Origin of the sequence: Rhizobium mongolense USDA 1844, from assembly GCF_000419765.1 — a bacterium.
Classification (GTDB): domain Bacteria; phylum Pseudomonadota; class Alphaproteobacteria; order Rhizobiales; family Rhizobiaceae; genus Rhizobium; species Rhizobium mongolense.
Window position 1 is genome coordinate 49,269 of the sequence record NZ_ATTQ01000026.1, and the last position, 21,893, is coordinate 71,161.

20 protein-coding genes and 1 pseudogene are annotated in these 21,893 nt (G+C 56.2%); 7 read left to right on the forward strand and 14 right to left on the reverse strand.

Features of this window, described 5'->3' with window-relative positions:
- Positions 1-571: 571 nt before the first annotated feature.
- On the reverse strand, positions 572-982 hold the full coding sequence (rctB, locus tag A3C3_RS0131665) for an SMa0974 family conjugal transfer regulator (RefSeq protein ID WP_022718568.1): 411 nt from the start codon (positions 980-982) through the stop codon (positions 572-574).
- A 192-nt stretch (positions 983-1,174) separates the two neighbouring features.
- Between rctB and traI the strand changes: the two genes are divergently transcribed.
- From traI to A3C3_RS0131685, 4 genes are all read left to right on the forward strand, one after another.
- Positions 1,175-1,801 (forward strand): acyl-homoserine-lactone synthase, encoded by a 627-nt coding sequence (traI, locus tag A3C3_RS0131670; RefSeq protein WP_022718569.1) that lies wholly within the window; start codon positions 1,175-1,177, stop codon positions 1,799-1,801.
- Between the two features lie 108 nt (positions 1,802-1,909).
- Positions 1,910-2,671 carry a response regulator transcription factor gene (locus A3C3_RS39765; RefSeq protein ID WP_022718570.1) on the forward strand — a complete coding sequence of 254 codons (762 nt, stop codon included), beginning with the start codon at positions 1,910-1,912 and terminating at the stop codon, positions 2,669-2,671.
- 35 nt (positions 2,672-2,706) lie between these two features.
- Positions 2,707-4,059: an amidohydrolase family protein gene (locus A3C3_RS0131680; RefSeq protein ID WP_022718571.1), complete on the forward strand. Its 1,353-nt coding sequence runs from the start codon at positions 2,707-2,709 to the stop codon at positions 4,057-4,059.
- A 392-nt stretch (positions 4,060-4,451) separates the two neighbouring features.
- On the forward strand, positions 4,452-5,027 hold the full coding sequence (locus tag A3C3_RS0131685) for a hypothetical protein (RefSeq protein ID WP_022718572.1): 576 nt from the start codon (positions 4,452-4,454) through the stop codon (positions 5,025-5,027).
- 776 nt (positions 5,028-5,803) lie between these two features.
- Here A3C3_RS0131685 and A3C3_RS0131695 read toward each other — a convergent pair.
- The 13 genes and pseudogenes from A3C3_RS0131695 to A3C3_RS0131750 all read right to left on the reverse strand — a co-directional run bounded on the left by A3C3_RS0131695 (position 5,804) and on the right by A3C3_RS0131750 (position 18,186).
- Complete coding sequence (locus A3C3_RS0131695; RefSeq protein ID WP_022718574.1) at positions 5,804-7,153, reverse strand: MmgE/PrpD family protein; 1,350 nt, start codon at positions 7,151-7,153, stop codon at positions 5,804-5,806.
- A gap of 28 nt (positions 7,154-7,181) precedes the next feature.
- Positions 7,182-8,258: an ornithine cyclodeaminase gene (locus A3C3_RS39770; RefSeq protein ID WP_022718575.1), complete on the reverse strand. Its 1,077-nt coding sequence runs from the start codon at positions 8,256-8,258 to the stop codon at positions 7,182-7,184.
- Positions 8,259-8,818: 560 nt separating this feature from the next.
- Complete coding sequence (locus tag A3C3_RS48700) at positions 8,819-9,382, reverse strand: MmgE/PrpD family protein (RefSeq protein WP_376774947.1); 564 nt, start codon at positions 9,380-9,382, stop codon at positions 8,819-8,821.
- A gap of 57 nt (positions 9,383-9,439) precedes the next feature.
- A pseudogene (locus A3C3_RS48705) lies at positions 9,440-10,091 on the reverse strand (MmgE/PrpD family protein); the annotation flags it as partial.
- A gap of 45 nt (positions 10,092-10,136) precedes the next feature.
- Positions 10,137-11,081 (reverse strand): carbon-nitrogen hydrolase family protein, encoded by a 945-nt coding sequence (locus A3C3_RS39780; protein WP_022718578.1) that lies wholly within the window; start codon positions 11,079-11,081, stop codon positions 10,137-10,139.
- On the reverse strand, positions 11,078-11,728 hold the full coding sequence (locus tag A3C3_RS0131715; RefSeq protein WP_028740170.1) for an RraA family protein: 651 nt from the start codon (positions 11,726-11,728) through the stop codon (positions 11,078-11,080). Before A3C3_RS0131715 ends, A3C3_RS39780 begins: the two co-directional genes overlap by 4 nt.
- 34 nt (positions 11,729-11,762) lie before the next feature.
- A complete protein-coding gene (locus tag A3C3_RS0131720) occupies positions 11,763-12,632 on the reverse strand; it encodes a TauD/TfdA dioxygenase family protein (RefSeq protein WP_022718580.1) in 870 nt (289 codons plus the stop codon).
- A gap of 116 nt (positions 12,633-12,748) precedes the next feature.
- The gene (locus tag A3C3_RS0131725) at positions 12,749-13,846 is read right to left on the reverse strand and encodes an ABC transporter ATP-binding protein (protein ID WP_022718581.1); all 1,098 of its coding nucleotides are present in this window, start codon (positions 13,844-13,846) and stop codon (positions 12,749-12,751) included.
- Positions 13,843-14,646: an ABC transporter permease gene (locus A3C3_RS0131730; RefSeq protein ID WP_022718582.1), complete on the reverse strand. Its 804-nt coding sequence runs from the start codon at positions 14,644-14,646 to the stop codon at positions 13,843-13,845. Before A3C3_RS0131730 ends, A3C3_RS0131725 begins: the two co-directional genes overlap by 4 nt.
- A gap of 15 nt (positions 14,647-14,661) precedes the next feature.
- A complete protein-coding gene (locus A3C3_RS0131735; protein WP_022718583.1) occupies positions 14,662-15,543 on the reverse strand; it encodes an ABC transporter permease in 882 nt (293 codons plus the stop codon).
- A 9-nt stretch (positions 15,544-15,552) separates the two neighbouring features.
- A complete protein-coding gene (locus tag A3C3_RS0131740; RefSeq protein ID WP_022718584.1) occupies positions 15,553-16,593 on the reverse strand; it encodes an ABC transporter substrate-binding protein in 1,041 nt (346 codons plus the stop codon).
- A 238-nt stretch (positions 16,594-16,831) separates the two neighbouring features.
- Complete coding sequence (locus A3C3_RS39785; RefSeq protein ID WP_022718585.1) at positions 16,832-17,080, reverse strand: hypothetical protein; 249 nt, start codon at positions 17,078-17,080, stop codon at positions 16,832-16,834.
- A 194-nt stretch (positions 17,081-17,274) separates the two neighbouring features.
- Positions 17,275-18,186 carry a nucleotidyltransferase and HEPN domain-containing protein gene (locus tag A3C3_RS0131750; RefSeq protein WP_022718586.1) on the reverse strand — a complete coding sequence of 304 codons (912 nt, stop codon included), beginning with the start codon at positions 18,184-18,186 and terminating at the stop codon, positions 17,275-17,277.
- 165 nt (positions 18,187-18,351) lie between these two features.
- On the opposite strand from A3C3_RS0131750, the gene A3C3_RS0131755 reads away from it, so the two are divergent.
- The 3 genes from A3C3_RS0131755 to A3C3_RS0131765 all read left to right on the forward strand — a co-directional run.
- Positions 18,352-19,257, forward strand: coding sequence for a LysR family transcriptional regulator (locus A3C3_RS0131755; RefSeq protein WP_022718587.1), 906 nt, complete (start codon positions 18,352-18,354; stop codon positions 19,255-19,257).
- A gap of 244 nt (positions 19,258-19,501) precedes the next feature.
- Positions 19,502-20,149 (forward strand): autoinducer binding domain-containing protein, encoded by a 648-nt coding sequence (locus A3C3_RS41895; protein ID WP_245278817.1) that lies wholly within the window; start codon positions 19,502-19,504, stop codon positions 20,147-20,149.
- Between the two features lie 473 nt (positions 20,150-20,622).
- Positions 20,623-21,893 (forward strand): M10 family metallopeptidase (locus tag A3C3_RS0131765; protein ID WP_028740171.1); only part of this gene is annotated, 1,271 nt, incomplete at its 3' end.

Sequence of the window (21,893 nt, forward strand, 5' to 3'; positions counted from 1 at the left end):
TGGTTTTAGTTTTCGTAGTGCCAGTGGCGATCTTCCGCACCGGCACCCTCCTTCTTCAAATCAACAACCGCTGGATTTGGCATTACAAATTCTTGTCTATCTACGGTCCAAGGGTCGGTCGGTTCTGACAGCGTTGACTGAAGAGTTGAAGGTTTTCTTGGCAACTTACGTGCCTATCGGGATCGAACGGCCCTGAGATGTCGCGCATATACCGACGACGTCCGATTCCCTTTGGCGAGACCGCGATTTTCGCGTCATCATCACCCGGCAAAGGAGATGTCGCTAGCTAGGCATCGGTCCAAGCGTAGTATTTCTGTGAGCGCTGGCGACGTGGAAACAACTACGGTTAACCCTGCGACGGAATATCGCCCTTTAGCCGGTGGCCCTCAGTCTTTCCTAGCGCTACAACGTCGCTCAATTTGAGGATATGGCGAATGGAATGGCAGTCGTACAGTGCTAAATTGATGATCGCGGTTATTGGTGCATTGCTGATAATCTCTGCGCTCTCGCTTCTGGTGGTCGTCGATTACGGTATCTAGAAGGTAGGTTCTCTTCCAGACGGCGATCAAGATCATCGCAGATGCGTATTGCATCTGGCACCGTCGCGAGGCGTTGCAAACAGCAGCCCCTCGATCACCGCAAAGGGCTTGCCGACACTTCGATACCAAGACATCACCACCCGCTCATCCGACGTCGTAAGAAAGAGACCACTCTCAAGCAGCAGCTGAAGAGCATGGCGGACGACGAGATTGCTCGCACCGACCCATAACAGGAGGCCTCCCTCGAAGACCCGGACGATTGCCTTGCCTTCGTCGAAGGTTAGTGTCTGTTCCGCCTCGTTGCCACTGACCCTCCGGGCGAGATGGGAGATCGGCAGGGAAATCCGCTCAATGAGGTAGCACGGGTTCGACGCCAAGACGCAGCTCTCGGCGGCATGCCCATAGGTTTCGGCTCTAATTGTCGACCGCGCTCTCGTTTCCACCAGACGTTTACCTCCTTGACTCGCTGAAACAGCCCATGCCTCCAAAGACCGCTGGATCGGGGCCTTGATGCAACCGTCGGCCTAACTCAGTGCACACTTTGCCGGCGCACTCGACTGCTAATTCTATTAGTCGCCTAAGGAAGGAGATTGGTATCCAATATGCAGCGAACCAATTTGTAATCGGAGCTTCTCATGCAGATATTGGCTGTCCGAGCGACCGCTTACGGCGAGTTTGCTGAGCTGATCGATTCGATGCACAGGCTGCGTACTCGAGTCTTTCGCGACAGACTGAATTGGGATGTAGAGGTCAGGGACGGCCATGAGGCTGACGAGTACGACCAACTCGATCCCACTTACATCCTTGCCGTATCGTCGGCTGGCAAGGTTGCCGGTTGTGCCAGGCTTCTTCCCGCGATGGGGCCGACAATGCTCGCCAACACCTTCCCGCAACTGCTGTCATCGCACAGTCTCGACGTGCATGCGCGCATGGTCGAAAGCTCACGTTTCTGCGTCGATACGTCCCTCGCCAAAAATCATACAGGCGGCTTCCTACACAAGACAACACTCATGATGTTTGCAGGCATCATCGAATGGTCGATCGCAAACGGCTTTCATGAGATCGTCACGGCGACCGACTTGCGTTTCGAACGGATTCTCAAGCGTGCCGGCTGGCCAATGCAGCGTCTTGGCGTGCCGTGTCCGATTGGAAATACCGTTGCCGTTGCGGGAACCCTTCCTGCAAACGCGGAAAGTTTCGAACGCCTTCGCCCCGTCGGGTACCGATCGGCACTTGGAAAGGGCGATGAAGTCGCGGCATGACGCGAGGCTTATGACTCGAGTGTTTTCGGAGTGGGAATAGAGGGCGCTCTGCGTTTCGCCACGTACTGTGGGTTTGTCGATTGGAAAGTGGTGCCAAGGGAGAGAGAATTGACGTCGAGGAGGCCTCAGATCCTCATCGGTTCAACCGACGCGGACTACTACCTGTTGCTTGTCCACATTTTGGAAGCCGAAGGATACGACGTGACCTTGGGCTCGGGCGTGGAGGAGATTGTCCATCTCGCGCGCGAAAATCACGTCGATGCGATCCTTCTCGATTGTCGCTCCGGCGAAACCCTTGCGCCAGAGACGTGCCTGAGGCTGAAACAGGAGCCACAGACCGTAGGAATCATGACGGTCGCCCTGGTCGGGCCGGGTGCGGAGGGCCGCTTCATCGATCTGCTGAAGGCTGGAATCGATGAGAATTTCGTCAGGCCGATTGCGCCAGCCAAGCTGCTCGGATTTCTGCGGAACCGGGTTCTGTTCCAGTCCGGCTCGCATCCTTCGGCGGGCGATGGACGCATTCTCGCCTATGCGGGAATTGAACTGAATACTGTCCGGCACAGTGTCAGGCGCTTTGGGATCAGCGTTCATCTCGGACCAATCGAATTCCGCTTGCTGCAATTCTTGATGGAGAACCGTGAGCAAGCTTGCAGCCGCGCACAACTCATCGAAGCTGGTTGGCCGGAGCGGCGCTACGTTGATGCCAAGACGGTCAATGTGCATGTCGGCCGCCTGCGCAAGGCGTTGAATGTGGCAGGCGGCTCCGATGTGATCCGGACGGTCAGGTCATCCGGATACATGCTGGACGCCTCTCGCCTGGATGATCCGCACGAGGCGGCGGATCGGTCGGGCGAGGACACCGACGGCTAACGCTGCATTATGGCCCTTAAAAAGGAGCATTCTTCATGGATATCGTTATCCGCAATGGAGCCCTCATCACCGGCGATGGCAAGGCGTTTCACAAAAGAGCGACCGTCTACATCAAGGACGGGAGGATTGCAGATATCCACATTGGGAGTGCTGGGACCAGCGACGAAATCGCGGCGCGAACAATCATTGATGCGACAGGCTGCATCGTCATACCAGGCATCATCAATGCACATGCGCATGGATGCATTTGCGGGCCGTCGATGCCGAGCGGCTCGCCGCCGCTCAGTGCAGACGACATCGCCTATTTTCGCAATCGGCATCTTCTTCAAGGGACAACTACTCTTTTGAATGTCTGTGGTCTGGCAATGGCCGATGAGGTCTATTCTGACGGCGTCCGCCATCAAATCGATATTCGCGTGTCCACGGCACATACGCTCAAGAACATCCAGGCGGCCCTTGCAGTGGACGGCAGAGGCCTGTCAGTGCCGCACCTGAGTGCGACGATCGATGAAATGCTTGCGTCCGGCGCGGTCGCCCTTGGAGAGGTTGGCGGCGGGCAGACATTGGGCGGCGGGGCACAGGATTACAGGTTCATTCCGGAAGCGGTCCTGCGGGAGACTGGGATAGAGGCGACACCTGAAACGGCGAGGCGCCTGAAGGATGCTGTTCTCGGCCGCTTTCTCGATCAAGCCGGTGGAATGTCGGAGTCGGTGCTGGAGGATGAGTTGGATCGTGCCGGCCTGTCCCCGCATGTCACAACTGAGCGCATCCGCGAGATCATCACACGCTCCGTAATGCCATCCGTCGCGCTTTCCCTCGACGGTTTCGATGAGATCGCTGAGGAGGCGGAGCGGGTCGGCTACCCCGCGATTTTCCACAACGCAGCGCCATCTGCAAAACGGTTGAGCGCGGTTGTTGAAAAACATCCAAACGCACGGATCGTCGCCGGACACAGCAATCATCCGAGCTTCTTGCCGGATGAGGCCGTTTCGATTGCCCTCGACTTGCGAAGCAAGGGTGCTGTTATAGACGTTTCTACACTGGACTGTATTAGCACGCAGTGGCGCAATGACGCCGCCAACCTAGATGCGCTCATCGACGGTGGTTGCGTGGATACGATTTCGACTGACTTCGCGGGTGGTCATTGGGATGGCATCCTCGAGGCGATTCACCGGATGGTAAGAAAGGAGCAGCTCTCGGCCCCAGCAGCGGTAGCGCTTGCCACCGGGAACGTCGCGGCCGTCTTCCCGCAAATGGCAGGGGATCGGGGGCTGATAGAAAAAGGCAAGCGCGCGGATTTGACCGTGGTTGACCACGTGAACCTTAGTCGGGTCCGGCATGTCGTAATCGATGGCCGCGTTGCTGTCAGGAACGGCGTGCCAGTCTGACGGAAGAACCTAAACAAAGCTTGGTGCTGACCAGTATCAATAATTTCAAAAAGTCTTTATTTGACAAAAACTTGGACCAGACCTGGAAGCAAACTGGGGTATGGGTCTGGTATCTGCGGTTTGTGATATTCCGTGATCATTCCGGCATATTCCCGCCGATACTCGTGATGCGGGAAATACACGCGGGATCACGAATTTCAAACGGATGGACATCAGCAAGCTCGCGACATTGGCGTCTAGGCATCACGGCACTTGGGTTATGATCTGCTATCCACATATCTCGTAAAACTAGTATCCCGGAAAAATTTCTCTTGAGATTGCATTGAAAGCACAGCAACCTGGAGTGAATAAGTGGCCCCCTCCACCATGTCTTATGTGTAGAGTGGGACGACATGGATAATGCCGACATCACGCCTTCAGGTACGCCCGTGGGGAACATTTTCAATCAGTTAACAGCTGTCCGCGTCGCCGCAGCGATTGTTTTCACACTTTCTCTGCCTGGTAGCGAGCTGACCCTGGCATCACAAACTAGCGACATTGTTCGGGTTGCCGAAGCGAGCGGCGAGCCGGACTTGGCTCACTCAATCTCAGAATGGTCGACGGTGCAGAGCTGCATCGATCCAAAATCCAAACTCGTCTTGGAACCATATTGGCAGGCGTTTAACGAAAAAAGCGACCTTTGGGTGTGCTTTTTTCGGATCATTGAAGACCTTCAAAGCGAAGACAAAATCAGAGCATGGCTTTCTCAATTCGATATGAAACTCGTGAAGTCACCTTATTCTCGGCTAGGTCCCGATGGGCATACGCTAGGATTCGTATGTTATAAAGTAAATCCGAAATGCAAAATAAAATGGAACACAGTAGAGGCAACTATTCCGTACATATACACTCCGTATGCATTCGGATTTATAGCTTATTATAAAGGAAGAAGATTAGAAGATTTTCAAGTGACGGTGGAAAGAGAGTAAACATCAATAAACATGGATTATTTGATGGCTATACTTAAGAAACCAGTCTTTGGTGTTCAATGAGACGGGATTTTGTTGAAGGTTAAAACGCGCAGAAATGCGGAAAGACATATGATCAAGCGAATTAAGCTCCCGCGAAAGAGCCTTTTGGGGCCACGTCTGTAGGAGTGATGATCCTTGGTTCACCTGTCAATGCGGCCGACATTGCCTATCATCGACTATCGAACGAGAAAGATTTTCCTTTCCTTATGAACGGGCGGCGGCGTACGACCTTCCTCAGGCAGGTGCCGGCTATCGAGATTCAATTAAAAGATTTCCTGACGTGCGCACTTGCCTGAAAAAGGGAGAACGCTGGAAAGCCAGACCCGATCTTTCACAGGTCGATTGGGCGGCAATGCGGCTTACGAAAGACTTCGACGTCTGCATCTTTCGCATTCTGAGTAGCATCGCGGACCTCGACGAGAGCCATCGATGGTTTGTGGGCCAGGGCTTCGCAGTTCGGCCGGTTCGGCGAGAGCCTGCATCGTCTGGGTGGTCGAAATCACCTCTGATCTCTCGATATTCGGTCTCGATCGAGAAACACCAATTCAACCAAAGATCGGATACCAGCTTAATTTGATTCAAGTTTGGGCTCTAAGAGGAGTGTCAGCACAAATCGCTGCAAGCGACAACGAAGAAGCACTCGACGTTACCTTAACGTTAACCTTTCTTTGATGGAGCGATAGATGGCAACGAAAGCCGCCGGCGGACGTTGCCGACTGAAGGCGCGAACGATTTCACTGAATTAACGGCATACGCAGGCATTGGAGGAAAGGAGCGGCGTCTCCTCTGTTCATTGCCGAAAGCCCGTTCAGAATAGTGCGTTGCGCCTTAGGAGAGAGTTTTTTCCGGGTCGCTCCGCGAAACTTGTCGACGAGCTCATCCCAATCCATCGGTCGCGCCTTGTCGCCGCGTGGCGCCGTGACGTCAGAGGTCACTGTCGGACCATCGCTTGTGTGCACGCTCAAATATGCGAGCGTTTCCGTGGGGAAGCGCCTGTCGATGTCGTGGTCGACCAACAAATGCACCTTTCGGGCGAAGTCGCATAGATCTGGTCTGGCGAGTTGGGCCTCGCCAATCGGCGCAAGTGCCGCAATTCCATCGATGGCGGCAATCGCGATGCAATAGGGGAGGCTGTATTGGATATCGGTCAAGGTCTTCGGCGAGACAGAATTGGCAAGCCGAAGCGCCCACTGAAACGTATGCACGTCTACTGAAACGATCTTCTCTGGCGTTAAGTCTATACGGCGGCAGGCCGCCGAAAGGGCGTCAAGAGCAGGATGGATGTAGCGGCAGCAGGAGTATGGTTTGAAATAGACATTCGAGATTTCCATCGGTTGCTCAAAGCTTGCAGCGATGACCAACGGATCGAAATGTGAATGGTGATCGAGCAGATCCAGCGGGCCTGTAAATCCCCGCTCCGCGAGCTGCAATGCAAGGAGCCCGGTTGTCACGCTCCACGGGATGCCTTCCTTGACGTCATTTCCAGTGCATTTCGCGTAGCCCGAGCTTCCGTTTGCCTCCTGGTTCGGGGCCAGTACTCCGGCAATCGAAAGAGCCTGGGCGAGTGCTGCCGGACCGGTGCCGTAGAGACGCCCGGCCGCGGCCACGGCGCCATACCCTGTCCAGCGTCCAGATTGCCGGCTCCTTATGGCATCCGGATTTTGCGCGACAGCAATACGGATACCGGCCTCATATCCGAGAGCAACGGCGGCTAGGATTTCGTCGGCGGGCGCATCGGTCTCACCAGCGACCGACAAAGCAACGGGTACGACGGCTGCACCAGGATGACCGCGCGCGCCGCGATGACCGTCGTCGAAATCGAGCGTGGATGCCGAGGCGGCGTTGCAGAAGGCCGCAGCCGTTGTCCCCAGGCTTTCACCGGTAAACCAAATCGGTGCGCGGCCGACTCCAAATTCTTGCCGGGCGATCGCGCGCGCCACCTGTGCACCGCCGATCTCGCTTCCGACCACTGCTGCAGTCACCGCGTCCAGAATGCAGCAAAGGGCGCTTTGTCTCGCTTCGGCGGGCAACGCGGCGGACGGATAGGTCATCAGATGATCTGCCAGGATCTGCGTCGTATACATTTGTGCCTCCGCGCATCACAGTTTCCACTTACCCGCGAACGGGCCTGCCGGAGGATGGCGCTGCGCCAGCGCCGGGCCGGAGCCAGGTTTCGTAGACGTGGGCGGCGACATAGAGGTCGAGCATCGGCAGACCGACGCAGGTGATTAGGATCGGGCGGTCCGGCACTTCTTCAACATCAGCGACGTCTTTAAAGCCCGTGATTCCGAGGAAAGGGCCAAGTTGTTCCAGCGTTGCGCCCATCCGCGAGAAATAGAGCGCAAGGCTTTGCGAGTTGCGCCGGGATACCATGGAAACGTCGTCGCAGACTGCGAGACCTGAGCGAAGAACCGTTTGAATGTGGTCGACAGGCGTTTCGTCTCCGCCAAGATGCAGAAGAACGGCATTCGCGAATATATCCGGCGCTGCGAAGACCGGCGCGCTGGCATTGGAGGCGGTGATTACGAAGCGGCAATCCCGCAGCTTGCGATTGTCCGAAGCAGCCTCAAGCGGAACTCCGGCGGTAGGTCCATGTTTTTCGACAAGCCGCTGCGCGGAAGCTTCCGATCGGCTGCGCACGTAGATCGTCGAGATAATATCCTTTCCGAAGTAGCCAAGCGCCTTGACGATTTCCTCGGCAATTGGCCCTGCTCCAAAGAGAAATACGGATAGGTCGTTTTCCTTTGAGAAGAAGCGCTCGAGGGCGACCGAGGCATAGGTTGCGGTTCGTGCTGCGGAGATTTCCGTCCCATCCATCACGCAAAGGGGACGCAGCGTGAAGCTGTCGAGGAGGATGATCGTCGAGGCAGAACGGGGCCTTCCAAAGCGGCGGTTTATTGCATTGGCGCCGACGACTTTGACCGCCGCATACCGGCCTCCGACGCTCGAGAGCGCAGAGAGCTTCCAGCCCAATCGCTCGCCCTTGAGTTCGTCACGATAGGGCTGAAACTCCGGTTGCTTCCAAAGGTCGGCTTCACTGAAGGACAGAACGGACTTCAGGCCGTGTGCCCGTCCGAGGCGCATGTCGGACCAAGCCTCTTTGGCGGCCTTGTGAAGATTATCCACATTGAGGCGGACGCCGAGACATGCCATTTCAGTGTGCGTAAAATATCCGGCTACGGTCTCCATCGCTATCCTCCGTTGGGGTCCCACATCCAACAGATGTGGCTATGGGAATCTCGCACTTCGGTGGTGGCCGTTAAAGGAAAGATCGGGACATGTTTTTGTTGTCGGAGGGATGCTTGTGTGGAGAAAGAAAGGCACGCGAAGTTGCACTATTAAACTTTCTTAATCCTGCGGATCCTCATTGTTGCGCAGAAAATGGCACAGAGCCGTCTGAACTAGCCGGCGCTGAAGAGGAAAATGCCACTCCTGTCCTAACGCCGGCTGGCACCGTCGCAGTTCACAATGCCGTTGCCGGGGCAAGGTCAGCCCTCGGAGGAGTCGGTTAGCCGGCGTCTCCGCAGAATAGGCATATTGCTGCGTGCCAATCGTCTGATGCTAAACAACCTGTCCGCTTTTCAGCCGCATCTGCGGAACCGATCGCGTCGCCTGACTGGCGACTTATAAGCATCCACCCGCTATGCGGTTGCGCCCCTTAAACGGCTCCTGAGACGAAGCGGACCAACGGCTGAACGGACGTAGCGCTCTTTAGGTTCTGCAAATTATCCAATATTTCAAAAGAGGCGCTATCTCCAACTGCCGAGCTCGTGAGCCGCCGGAACTTTGTTTCGAGAGCCGACTCGAATAGGGTTGGTAGCCTCCCCCTCAGCAAACGGGACATGCTTTTCGAGTACTCGTCCATCGTGAAGGTGCAAGCAAGCACTTGCTGCATGCGGCTCGCGAGATAAGTCGTGCGCCGAATGAGGCATAAATTCGATGATGTCTTGAAGACTCCCAGCGATATCGTGACGCAGCGAGTCGTCCGCGAACCAATCCGGACCAGGTTCGACGCCAAGGACTGCCATCGCAATGGCATGGGGCGCGCTGAACTGCGCCGCCCACATGTTTTTCGGTCGCGCAGTGCTGAATGGCGGTTCACAAACGATTGGAGGTGCCGTGACAACCAGCTTGATATGCTCGCCGGCGGCAGCATCAACTCTGGCCATTGTGAAGACGTCGCGGCACGCCTGCACGCTGCTCTGGATAAGCCGGCAACAGCTGAAAGGTTTGAACCCGACCCTAGAGATTTCGTAGATCGAACCGAAGCCACTGGTCAATTTGCCGAAATCGCACTCGTCGGCCCCGGCCATACGCCAGTACCCCGTCGGGCCTTCGAAGACATCCAATGGCCCCTCGAAGCCCGCCGCAGCACGCCTCGCCGCGTTGACGCCTGTCTGCGCCGCTGCCCCGAAGTTGTTTTTCGCCATTGATGGGTTTTTGCCGTAGACGGTCTTCATGACCGAGGCGACTGGTGCATTGACCGCGGCGATCGCGATTGCTTGCGCCGCTTGTCTTGCGTCAAGCCGCATCAACTTCGCAGCCGTTGCAGTCGCCCCGAATACCTGCCATGTCCCATGTCCGTGTATTGTCTTTCTGGGCGCTCGATGAAGCAGCGAGATCCCCACACGACAGCTGACCTCGTAACCGACGACGACCGCCTCAAGAAGGTCCGTACCAGAACACTCCCTATGGGCGGCCATCGACAACGCGGCTGCGATGACGGTGGCGCCGGGGTGGCCCTTCTCGTAGATATCATCGAAGTCGAGTGCATTGATAAGTGACGCCTTGCGAAAGGCAGCCATCGCGGGATCGAAGTAACCGGACACCGGGGCCAGCCGCATGGTTACCAGTAAAAAAGCTGTCCATCATGCGGGAGACTGGCAGATTACGCGCGCCGAACAGGCAGCCAATCGAATCCATTATGCAAAGCTTGCTCTTGTGAATGACCTCCGGCGGAAGACGCGAGAAAGATTCCGCGGCGATATATTCGCCGATCCTTTGGGCTATTGAGGGAGTCATGGTTTTTTATCCGGTTGGGCGGACGGACGATGGCTACGGCGAAGTCTACGGGTGTCTCGTCGTCTCGCCACTACAAGAATTTGGAGCACCGCCCCGTCGCCTGCCGGTATAGGAGGAACAACTGCACGAACCGGCGATATTGCGATCGAGGGACGTTCGGGCCAATCCTTCGAAGTTTGTCCTGTGCGATGCGGTCGGAATGAGCTGCCGGACCGTCGTAATGCGAGCCCGATCGATGTGAGTAGCAAGTATGCCGACCTGGTCGGCCGCTCGGGCGATCACTTGGCCCCAGGGATCACAGACAAGCGAATTGCCATAGGTGAAACGCCGTTCCCCATTCGCTGCGACATAGCCACCCGATTGTCCGCAGGCGACGAAATAGGCCTGGAGTTCGATAGAACGCGCACGGCAGAGTACTTCCCAATGGTCCTTACCTGTTTGCAACGTAAAGGCTGCTGGTAGAATGACGACATCGACACCCGCACTCGAAAGCGCATCAAAGAGTCGTGGGAAACGAAGATCGTAACAGATGGCGCAGCCGATCCTGTATCCGTGCGCTTCGTAGATGAAGAGTCTATCGCCAGGGGCCACTGTCTCGGATTCACGATAGATCTTGCCATCCGGCGCTTCGATGTCGAACAGATGGATTTTGCGGTAGCGTCCGACCTCCCGACCCTCCGGGTCGAAAACAAGCGTCGTGTTATATATCTTTGAACTTCCTCCGATCCTTTCGAGCAGACTTCCGCCGTGAATCCAGATCTGTTCTCGAGCCGCGAATTCCTGCAGCATCCGATAGGCCTTGCCGCCCGGCATGTCGTCGGCCGCGGCGAGCTTCTCTGCAGCGGTTCCTCCGGACCAGTCGAAATGCTCCGGAAGCACCATGAGGTCCGGTCTGTCGCGTTCCATTGCCTGGTGCATCAGGGTCTCGGCAGCGTGCAGGTTGAGATCGCGGTCGGGCTGGGAGTTCATCTGGATGAGGGAAATTTTCATGATACGAACTGGTCCAAATCAAAGATGGAATGGCCGGCCTCAAGATGGGGTCGCAGCTGAAGCGAATGCCGTTGTCGTTTGAGAGCAAAGTCGGCGACGCGGCGCATATGCGAGGGTTCGGCAACGAAGACGCCCTCTTGATCAGCGAGGACTGCGTAGCCTGGCAGGACGGCTGCACCACCGCACGCAATTGGGACGTTGATGGCGCCGCCGATCTGGTGCCGGCGGCTCGTTGTCTTGGACGAGACGCCGCGGCACCAGACTGGAAACTTGCTGGCCCGAATCTCTTCGATGTCCGTGCAGGGACCATCGACGATGACGGCGACAGCTCCGCGCGCGCGGGCGGCTGCCACGACACCGCCGCCGACGCAGGCTACGTCGTCCTGATCAACCCGGGAGATGACGAGAGCATCTCCCGGGGTAAGCAGATCGATGGCTTTGTAGATGACGGTTCCATCGCGGCCGGGCGCGGCCACCGTGATCGCCGTTCCAATCGCCTTTGCCGGAAAGACGGGGGTGATAAGCGCGCCGATGAATCCGACATATTCGAAATGGCCGATGGTTGCGGTTTCGACATCCGCAAGGAGGGTTCGCAATGATTGCGGAATGGCCTTTGGCCGCGTTCTCATCCGGTATGGTTCAGTCATTCGACAAAACTCCGATCGTCTCTATCATTGTGCGTCAGATCGGACGTTCGCCGGCGGTCGTCGTCCGATGCATGATGCGGATGGTGTTCGGATCGAAGGAGTCGCGCCGGTGCATCGTGCAGCGGTTGTCCCACATCATGATGTCGCCCACCTCCCATTTCTGGATGAAGACTTCGGCGGCACTACCGGTCGCGTGTTCCCAGAGCTTTGTGGTCAGATCGCTGCTCTCGTCGAGCGGCATGCCGACGATCCAGGATCCTTCGGACGTGCCGCCGAGGTAGAGAGCCTTGCGTCCGGTCTCGCCGTGGGTGCGGACCAGGGGATGGACGACGCCGTTCCACTCGCGAAAATCACGGCTCTTCGGCTCGGATTTTCCAAGGCGCAGTTTGCCCGTTTTGTCATAGACGTTCTGGAAGAAGATCTGGCGTCCATCGATAGCCTTGCGCAGTTCGTCGGGAAGCGTTTCGTAAGCACGGTAGGTCGACAGAAAATATGTATCGCCTCCGGAAGGAGGGACTTCGATCGCTCTGAGGATTGCTCCTGCCGGCGGACGTTCGTAGAACCAGGTATCGGTATGCCAGGTTGCTTCGCTGTTGCCGAGCGCGCCGCTTGGCTTGCCGTCCCTCATCACATTGCTGATTACCAGGATCTCACGATGCGTAGGGTGTCCGCCTTCCTGCAACTGCTTCGGATGGATGACGAAGTCGCCGAAATGACGGGAAAAATCCACCTGCTGTTGATCGGTAATGTGGGCTGCACGAAAGCGGACAACGCCGTATTGCAGCCAGTATGACCGGACTGCGGCAATGTCTTTGTCGTCGTAGTCGGAGAAGTCGAACCCAACGATGTCGGCGCAGACATTGTTAGAGTTCTGGACCGCGGAAACCTTCGTTCTGGTGAGCATTCTTGTGCCTCCTTTAAGAGATCCCGGACTTGGGATCGCATGAAGTCTAGCCAAGGGTTCGATGAGATTTCCAATATCAATAATTGCATATTGATATTGGATTGTTATTAATTGAGCTATTGCTCGAGCAACTGGACCGCGGAATGGGCAATGGCAAGTTCAACGCGACTGCCAACAGAAAGCATGTCCAAGCGCGTGGAGCGGATCATGGATTTTAACGTCGTCTCATCATTCACGGACAACCAGGCCTCCAGATAGGCGCCGAGGTTGACGACCTTCTGGACGGATGCCGTCAGGAGGTTCACGGGCCCATCCATGGCGCCTGCAGCATCTGCAAGCCTGACTGCCTCGGGCCTTATGCAACAGAACCGTGCCTTGCCCGGAACGAGGTCCTGCGGCCAAGCGGCGATGATCGGGAGGTTTGCTTCTCCGAGCAATACATGCACGCACGCGTCATCGATTGCAGTGTCATCCAGACCCGAAACCGGCAGGATATTGGACTTGCCTATGAAGTCCGCCACAAAGGATGTTCTCGGTTGATTGTAGATGTCCGCCGGCGAACCTTCCTGCGCCACGACGCCGCCTTGCATGACGATGATCCGATCAGACATCGCCATCGCCTCTTCCTGGTCATGCGTGACATAGACGAAGGTCATGCCGAGCTCTTGCTGGATTTCCTTCAACTCGACACGCATGGCCTCGCGAAGCTTCAAATCGAGGTTGGAAAGCGGTTCGTCGAGAAGCAGGACAGAGGGAGACGGCGCAATGGCACGGGCGACCGCCACTCTCTGCTGCTGACCGCCCGACAGCTCTTTCGGATAGCGCTTTTCGAAGCCCTCGAGATGAACGCTTTTCAAGGCGCGTGCGACTTCCTCAGAGATGTCTTCGCGTGGTTTGCCCTGCATTTTGAGGCCAAAACCGACATTTTCCGCGACCGTCATGTGTGGGAACAGCGCGTAGTTCTGGAAGACGAGCCCGATCTTTCGAGCCTCCGGCCGGACGCCTGCCTGGTTGCGACCCCGGATGCGGATCTCTCCGCTCGAGGGATTTTCGAATCCGGCGATCATATTCAATGTCGTTGTCTTTCCGCATCCGGAGGGGCCGAGGATGCTGACGAACTTGCCTTTCGGAACGGCAAGATTGATGTCGTCGACGATGCAGTTGGCACCGAATTGCTTGCTGACAGAAAGAAGCTCGATATCGTTGCTACTCATTTGCTACCCCCATGGAAATGCGCGGAGAAACCGCCGATCTTTTCGAAAAGGATGATCGTGCCGAGGACGAAGAGGAGTGATGCGACGTTCACGGCCGCGAGCACCGGGTCCAGGCTGTATTCGAGATGATTGATGACGGCGATCGGGAGCGTTGTCTGTCCGGGTCTCACGAGAAAGACAGACAACGGTATATTATTGAACGAAATGATGAAGGCGAAGGTCATACCTGAGAACAGGCCGGAGCGGATCAGCGGCAGAAGAACAAATCTGATCCGTTGGACCGGACCCGCGCCAAGAATGCAGGCGGCCCGATCTAGCCGCTTGTCGAAATTGAACATCGCGGTCGCCGCCATGCGCACGACATATGGCATGGTGAGGACGATGTGTGCCATGACGAGCCCCGGTGTCCCGAGCAGCTTGTAAAGGCCGGCCGACGAAAGGAAGAGAACAATCGCAACACCCTTGACGATCTGCGGCACAGCCATCGGCGACAGCAGGAACGACATGATGGCAGCATGGCCCGGACATTTCTGGTAGGCGACGCCGTAGGCGGCAAGGATCCCCAGCAAACCGCTTGCGAGAGTGACGATGATCGCGAGCTCTGCACTGAGCAGAAAGGGATCAAGCCAGCGGCTCTCCAGGAGCGCCGGATACCACTGAAATGTCCAATCGCCCGGCCAGAAGGTGACGGCCGATGTAGGGCTGAAGGACGCTGCGACAACGACCAAGAGCGGCAAGGTTATGAAAGCAAGAATTGCAATCAGCGATGCCCTGAACAGAATGGTGAGCAATCGGTTCATTGAAGCCTCCCGAGACTACAGGTGAAGTTTCTGCTGAAGGCGGGATTCGAGCCTGGATCCGACAAAAGCCGAAACCAGCATCATGGCGAGAAGGACGTTGGCCATGACCGCCGCAAAGGACCAGTCGATGTAGAAGAGCACCTGCTCGTAGACCATCGTGGCCATGACCTTGAAGGCAGCACCGCCGAGGAGGGCCGGGGTGGCGTAGGCGCTTGCCGCCATTGTAAAGGCGATCAGGAGCGAGCTTACGATCCCCGGCACAGAAAGCGGCAGGACGATGTGGCGGATGACTGCAAGTCTCGGGGCCCCAAGAATCTGAGCCGATCTTTCCAGATTTGGATTGATGCCCTGGAGGCTCGTGAGCAGCGAAAGGACGCTAAACGGCAGGATCACATGCGTCAGCCCCACCACGACACCGAACAGGTTTTTCGACAGAGGCAAGGGCTCGGATATCAGTCCGGTCCAAATCAATGCTGAATTGATAAAGCCCCGATCTTCGAGAATGACAAGCCAGCCATAGGTCCGAAGCACCACACCTGCCAGCTCAGGGGCGATGGCAAGAGCAAAGACAAGCGTTCGCCAGCGTGATGTCGAGCGTGCAAGATAGTAGGCGAGGGGATAGGCCAGGATCGTCACGCAAATGGCGACCAACCCCGACATCACGACGGTGCGTCCGAGGCCGGCAAGCACAAGCTCGTCGCTAAAGAAGCGGCCATAGCTCGCCAACGTGAAGGTGCCGGTCTCCTGGTCCTGAAAGCTGAGGCCGAGCATTAGACCCATTGGAGCTGCGAAGAACAGGAGCAACACGAGCGACGGCAGTGATAACGGCAGAAACACCTTGAAGGGAAAGGCGATGCGTATTGGCCGTTGCGGAGTGGAGAGAGCAATCGTCGCCATGGTTCCACCTCACTCGGCTGCGGCGACGACGTCGCGTTCCCAGCGTTTGCCCCAGGCTGACAAGCGCGTGGCGACCGCCCCGAGATCGGGCAGGAGGAGCGCCTTCAGATCGGCCTCAGTGGTGATTTGCTTGGCGCGGATGTCGGCGGGAACGTCGATATCCGTCCTTGCGCTTCCGACCTTGTAACCGGTAACCCACGCCTCCTGGCTCGTCTTTTCGAGAAAGAAATTCACGAACCTGAGTGCCGCCTGCCGGTTCTCGGCGTCCTTGGGGATGTTCAGAGTGGCGACAAGGGGAATCGACCCTTCCTTCGGCAGAACGTAGTCGACGGGCAGTCCGCTATCGGCCAGAAGCTGGGCCCGCCCATTCCAGAAAGGCATGGCCCAGACCTGGCCGTCCTTGATATAGGTTTCCATGACCGAGGAGGACTGTTCAAAACCGATCGATTGTTTGGCAAGTTTTGCCATGGCGGCAAAGCCGGGTTCGACGTTGTCGAGCAGGTCGCCGCCATTGGCGACCGAGAGGACCTCCATCAGGTAGGCGGCCATGATGTTCTGGAAGGTCGGCAGGATGATCTTTCCTCTGAGGTTTTCGTCGAGAAGCGCGGACCAGGAATCCGGCGCCTTCGGCAGCTTGTCCTTGCGGTAGAGCAGCGAGAGGTACTGCACCTCGTGAACGGCGCCGCAGGGCCCGGCGACGGCTGCAATCGCTGGCGACAGGCGTGCAAGATTGGGAACTGTCTCCGGTGTGAATTTCTCCAGGAGGCCTTCCTTGCATCCATCGAGAGACTGGGAGGCGGTCATGACGACGACGTCGAAGCCGGGCCGTCCGCCGGTGGCCTTGATCTTCGCGTAGTCTTGCGACGCCGAGCCGACCGCATCGTAGAGGACGTCAATTCCGAACTTGACTTCGAAGGGTTCAATAATCCGTTCGCGAATGATCTTTTCGTAGGGGCCGCCGTAGCTGTTGACGACAAGCGTTTCGGCGCTGCCCGATGTGGCCAACGCCAGCGATACGAGCGCAGTCGCGCTGAGCATGGAAAATTTCATGGCCGTTCCCTTTGATAGTTGTCGATCGATCCGGCGACAATGCGCCGGGCGATTGGGGGAATTCCAATATTGTTTTGCAGCCATTGATACGAATTTCATATCAATAACGTTACCTTTGCACCGGGCGACGGCGCAGCAACGCAGACGGAACCGTGGGTCGGAACCATCGAAGTACGTGTAAGCCATTAGATCGGCGCCCGACCACATGTGCCTGACGCCGGCTCTGCAAATCACGTTGTCAGCCTGAACGGCAGATGTCCGCGATCAGATTCGGTTGGGATTTTAGGGATTTGAAGACATTCACCCAGAACCGGAAGTGGCTTTCGCGATCGAGGTGCCTTGCCTCGATGGCGCGCTTGGCCGCGGCGGTTACCGCATCGCAGCCGTAAAATTCCATCGCGAGTTCTACGGCCGCCGCAACCGCGACGTCATGCTGCACATCCGCCCCGAATGACGGGTCTGGGTTATGGTCCAATAGCTTCGACATGAAGACTCTCCTGTGAGAGCCCGGCGCAAGAAAAATGTGGCCGGACGGTTTTCACAGCGAGTCGAAATCGCATTGTCCGGAAGCACATACGTCCTACGTGTCGGCTAAGTTGAATCCTAAATCATTTCCCGCTGGAGATGAAGTAAAATATTCTTGTCCGTTTGTTTCTGGAAGCCGCGCCTATGGCGCAGCGGTCAGCTGCCACCGCTTGCGGGCTCCAGTTCGCCCAGATGCTGGTTGCAGATGGCCGCGACAGTTTGATGGAGATGCTCCGTTCGCTCAAGCAGCCAGTCAAGCGCTTCTTCGGTGATCTCGAAGTGCTTCGAGTAGCGCGCCTTCACATAGGCTTCGTTGAGGATGTTGTACCAGGCGGTATAGCGGTGCTGGTCGCGCGGCCAAGCGTCGATCAAGCGGCGGTCCTGATCTTCGGCCAGTCCCCGAAGGAATTTCAAATTGTGCGACGGCGGGCTGTAGTTGGTTAGGGTGAGAAGCAGGCAGGAATAGGCAGTTTCAACAGCCTGGTGGAGCAGAAACGCCGCCTGACTATCCCAATTGGTAGACGCCGCTACCCGCGCGAGTTTATGGAGACGCTGGGCGTTTTCGTATTGCCTCTCGAAATGTTCCCTCGCCACTCTGTACGCATCGACGGCGGAGAGTTTTCTCGGTTCGGCCAGCGGCCGGTCGTCAAGCTCGTAGAGCACGATGCCCTCACGCAGGATGTCGACGAAGAAATACTGGCCGTCGGCCAAAAAGTTGTTCACCTCCCTGGCACCATGGACGATCAGCCCGACCGGCGTCTTTACATCTTTTTCCCACATCAGTCGGTCGGTAGCTTTGTCCCAGTATTGCGGCTCAGCCAGCTGCTTGGAATTGACGAGCACCAGAATGTCGTAGTCGGAGCGGTAGCCCTTCATTGTATGCGGCTCGTCGACCCAGGTGCCACGAGCATAGGAGCCGAACAGGATGATCTTCAGGATCCGGCCGCGCTTCTTGAAGGCGGCCGACGTGCCAGCAAGCGCATCGGCGAACTCCTCATGGATGATCGCAACGACGCGGGAAAGCTCGCGCTGCTTTTCTTCCGGCAGATGTTCCAAGGACGATCGCATAGGTCCATCGATAGGCCAAAGACGATTCGTCGTCTACTACTGGAAATTATAGGAAATGCAGTATTAAAAAACCGGGGATTGATCTTCAGGCGGTATTAATCGATGATCTAGGGCGTGCAACCGAATTACGACCGGTACCGGAGGCATGCGCAGCGAGGATCGCGAATGGAACTGCGTCAGATCAGATGTTTCGCAACGTTAGCTGAGGAATTGCACTTCGGCCGGGCGGCAGCAATGTTGTCCATGGCGCAACCAGCCCTCAGCCTTCAAATCCAGACGCTCGAAAAGGAGCTCGGCGTTCAGCTTCTCATCCGCTCAACCCGAAGAGTCCAACTGTCGAAAGCCGGCGAAGTCTTCTACGAGCGGTGCATCCGTATCCTGCAAGAGGTCGAAAACAGTTCCTCCATCGTCCAAGCCGTGGCCGGCAAGGATGTCAACAGGATCACGATTGGCACAATCTATCCCGCCACATTCGGCGTCCTCCCACAGTTTCTAACCAAGCTGGGTAAGCGATTTCCCGATATCCAGATCCATATCAGCAGCGGCTCCACCGATGCGATTGTCCGCGACATCGAAAAAGGTCGTGTGCATCTGGGTTTCATCAGGCCGGTTGAAAACATCGGGTCGCTGCGCTGGCAGAGCATCGCCAATGAACGGTACTTCCTTGCAGTACCGGCTGGCAGCGCGCTGGCAGAGGCAGAGAAAGTTACAATGAGCGATCTGAAACGAGAGAGGATCATTTCTTTTTCCCGTTCCAATCTGTCTTACACGGAAAAGTTCTTCTTCGATCAGTTCAGGAAGCATGGCCTTCTCGATAATGTTGCCTGCAGCTGCGACGACACGCTCTCGCTAGTTTCGTTGGTTTCTGCAGGCATTGGTGTAGGCTTCGTTCCGGAATGGACGAAGGATCTGCCCAATCGATCGTTTCTGCTTCGTGAGGTGCAGGACATGAACTTCAAAATTGGCTTGGGACTCGCCTGGAACAAGGAAGATCCTACAGCGAATCGCGACGAGATAGTCGAGATAGCCCGATCGCTGGCATCGGCAACGCGAGTAAGCGGCTCAAGATGAAGATCTGCGAATGGCCTAGCACAGCCCATTGAAATCTACGGTTGCCGAGAACGCAGAAAAAGGAAAAGAATATCGGGCCTACTCGCGGAAGTCGGAACAGGCGGAGTTCGATCAGACAAGGGTGTCTTTGCGGATCCGCTAATCGTCAAGACATTTTGATCGAGGGCGACCTACAGTTTCCACTACTTCAACTTCCGTCGACAACGCGGACGTCTGTTGGCGGATGATACAGGGAGTTCAGAAGATGAAGATCTGGCTTCAAAAGCTAATTGATATTTCGGCTTTAGCGCGCACGCGCGAGATGTTGAAGGAAGCGCTGTCCGGCCTCACCCGGGAGTTCGGTTTCGACTATTACGCCTACCTGAATGTTAAGCCGATCGGAACGTCTGCTTTTTCTAACTATCCTGCCGACTGGCAGGAGCGATATTTCACGAATAAGTTGGACGAGGTCGATCCTATCGTCGCAATCGCCAAATCCACGATGAGGACTTTTGTCTGGTCCTCCGAAACCTCAAAAAGGCGCGCGTCAAAGCCGATCCGGCGATTTTATACGGATGCCGCCGACTTCGGTATTCGATCTGGCATTACCATTCCCGTTGCAACGGCATTCGGGCGCGTGTCAATGTTGACGGTTGCTTCGCATAAACCGTCCATTTCCCTGGCTCAAGAGATAGATCAGGTTGCCGCCGCAATGGCTGTTGCACAGCTTCATGCAAGGATTGAGCAAGCGGAGTTTGATCCGACCGCAGAATCGAGAATTCGACTGACGCTGAAACAAGTCCAACTCTTGAAATGGTCGGCCGAGGGCAAGTCCATGAGAGCGATGGCTACCATCGAGAATATGACCTACAGCAATGTGAACTCTCATTTGAATAAAGCTCGTAAAGCCTAGACGCGGGCACACTGCCACAGGCAACAGCTCTGGCCACGAAACTGAAGTTGATCTAAATACTCCGGAGTACTTGTCCTCACGGCAATCCACCCAGGCAGCTTTGCCACCTGTTCTCTCGCCGCCGTATTTGCCGGACTTGGGATCGACGGCCGTTCCAATCGGATTTGTTGACCGGGTCATTATCGGCATAGTGGTGTCGACCCCGGTGGGATGCCAATCATCTGATGAGATGAACCGTGCGATGGCGGGGTCGTAGAGCCGGACATTGATTCGCTCAAGGAGGCAGGATCGGCTACGTTCGTCGTCCGCTAACGCCCTCCTAAATTCGAACCACTCCCAAACTATTAACAAGTTTATAGTCTTCTTTCCTTTGACCGTGAAGTCGCCTATTGCCATCGCGATTTTTTCCTCTTGCGGATGGATAGGTGAACCGACATAACGCACGGTAGAGTGGAATAAGCAGGCGGGATTCTATGACGGGCGTTGTTACTTCGACAAAGAGCGTAAGCTTGACGGGAGATCAGAGAATTGACGGGCTTATCAGCGGCTATGCGTGGGACGGAACGATAACCTATGCGTTTCCCACCAGCTCGACATCGTACTCGTATAATGGCGAGAAAGATTACAGTTTCTCTTCGATTTCCTCGCAGCAGAAGTCTTCTGCTCTGTTCCTTATGGAACAATCCTATGGAAACACGGCCAATGACGGTTTCTCAGTAGAGGGATTTACTAACGCCAACTTTGCGATCGGGCACGAGGACACCGCGTCGCTGCGATTCGCACAGTCGTCCCACCCCAGTCTCCCGACTGCAGGGGCCTATTATCCAAGCACAGATAGCTGGGGCGGCGATGTCTGGTTCGGGACGGAATATGCAGGCACAGAAAGTGATTATCGCCTGCCGGAGTTAGGCAACTATGCGGGACATACGTTGGCGCACGAACTGGGTCATGCTCTCGGGCTGAAACATGGTCATGAACCGGATATCAACCCGACGATTGTGCCCAGCGCCTACGATTCTATCGAATATACGATTATGACCTACCGCACGTATATCGGAGACGATACGAGTGGCTACAACTATGAGCAGAATGGCGCACCACAGACCTTCATGATGCTCGACATTGCCGCCCTACAGGAAATGTATGGTGCGGACTACACGACAAATAGTGGCAATACCGTCTATAAGTGGAAGCCGAATGAAGGCGTCACCTATGTCAACGGTGTTGCGGCCATCACGCCCGATGAAAACAGGATCTTCGCAACAATCTGGGACGGCGGCGGTCTCGACACCTATGATCTGAGCGCCTATACCACGCGCCTTAAAATCGACCTGCGACCAGGCGGCTACTCGGTCTTTTCCCAGGGCCAGCTGGCCGATCTGAACGGTGGTCCGAATAACGGCTATGCTCGCGGTAACATTTTCAACGCGCTTCTTTATCACAACAACCCGTCGTCGTTGATCGAGAATGTTCAGGCAGGCTCTGGAAACGATACAGTGGTCGGCAACGAGATGGTCAATACCCTTTGGGGCAATGCCGGAAATGATTCACTTGATGGCGGTGCAGGTAATGATTGGTTGAGCGGAGGTGCCGGTGCCGACCTGCTCGTTGGCGGAAGCGGCGTCGACACTGCCTCCTATGGTACCGCAACCGCAGGCCTCAAGGTCAGCCTGTTGAACAGCTCCGGCAACACCGGGGATGCTGCCGGAGATACCTATTCCGAAATTGAAAATCTGGCCGGTTC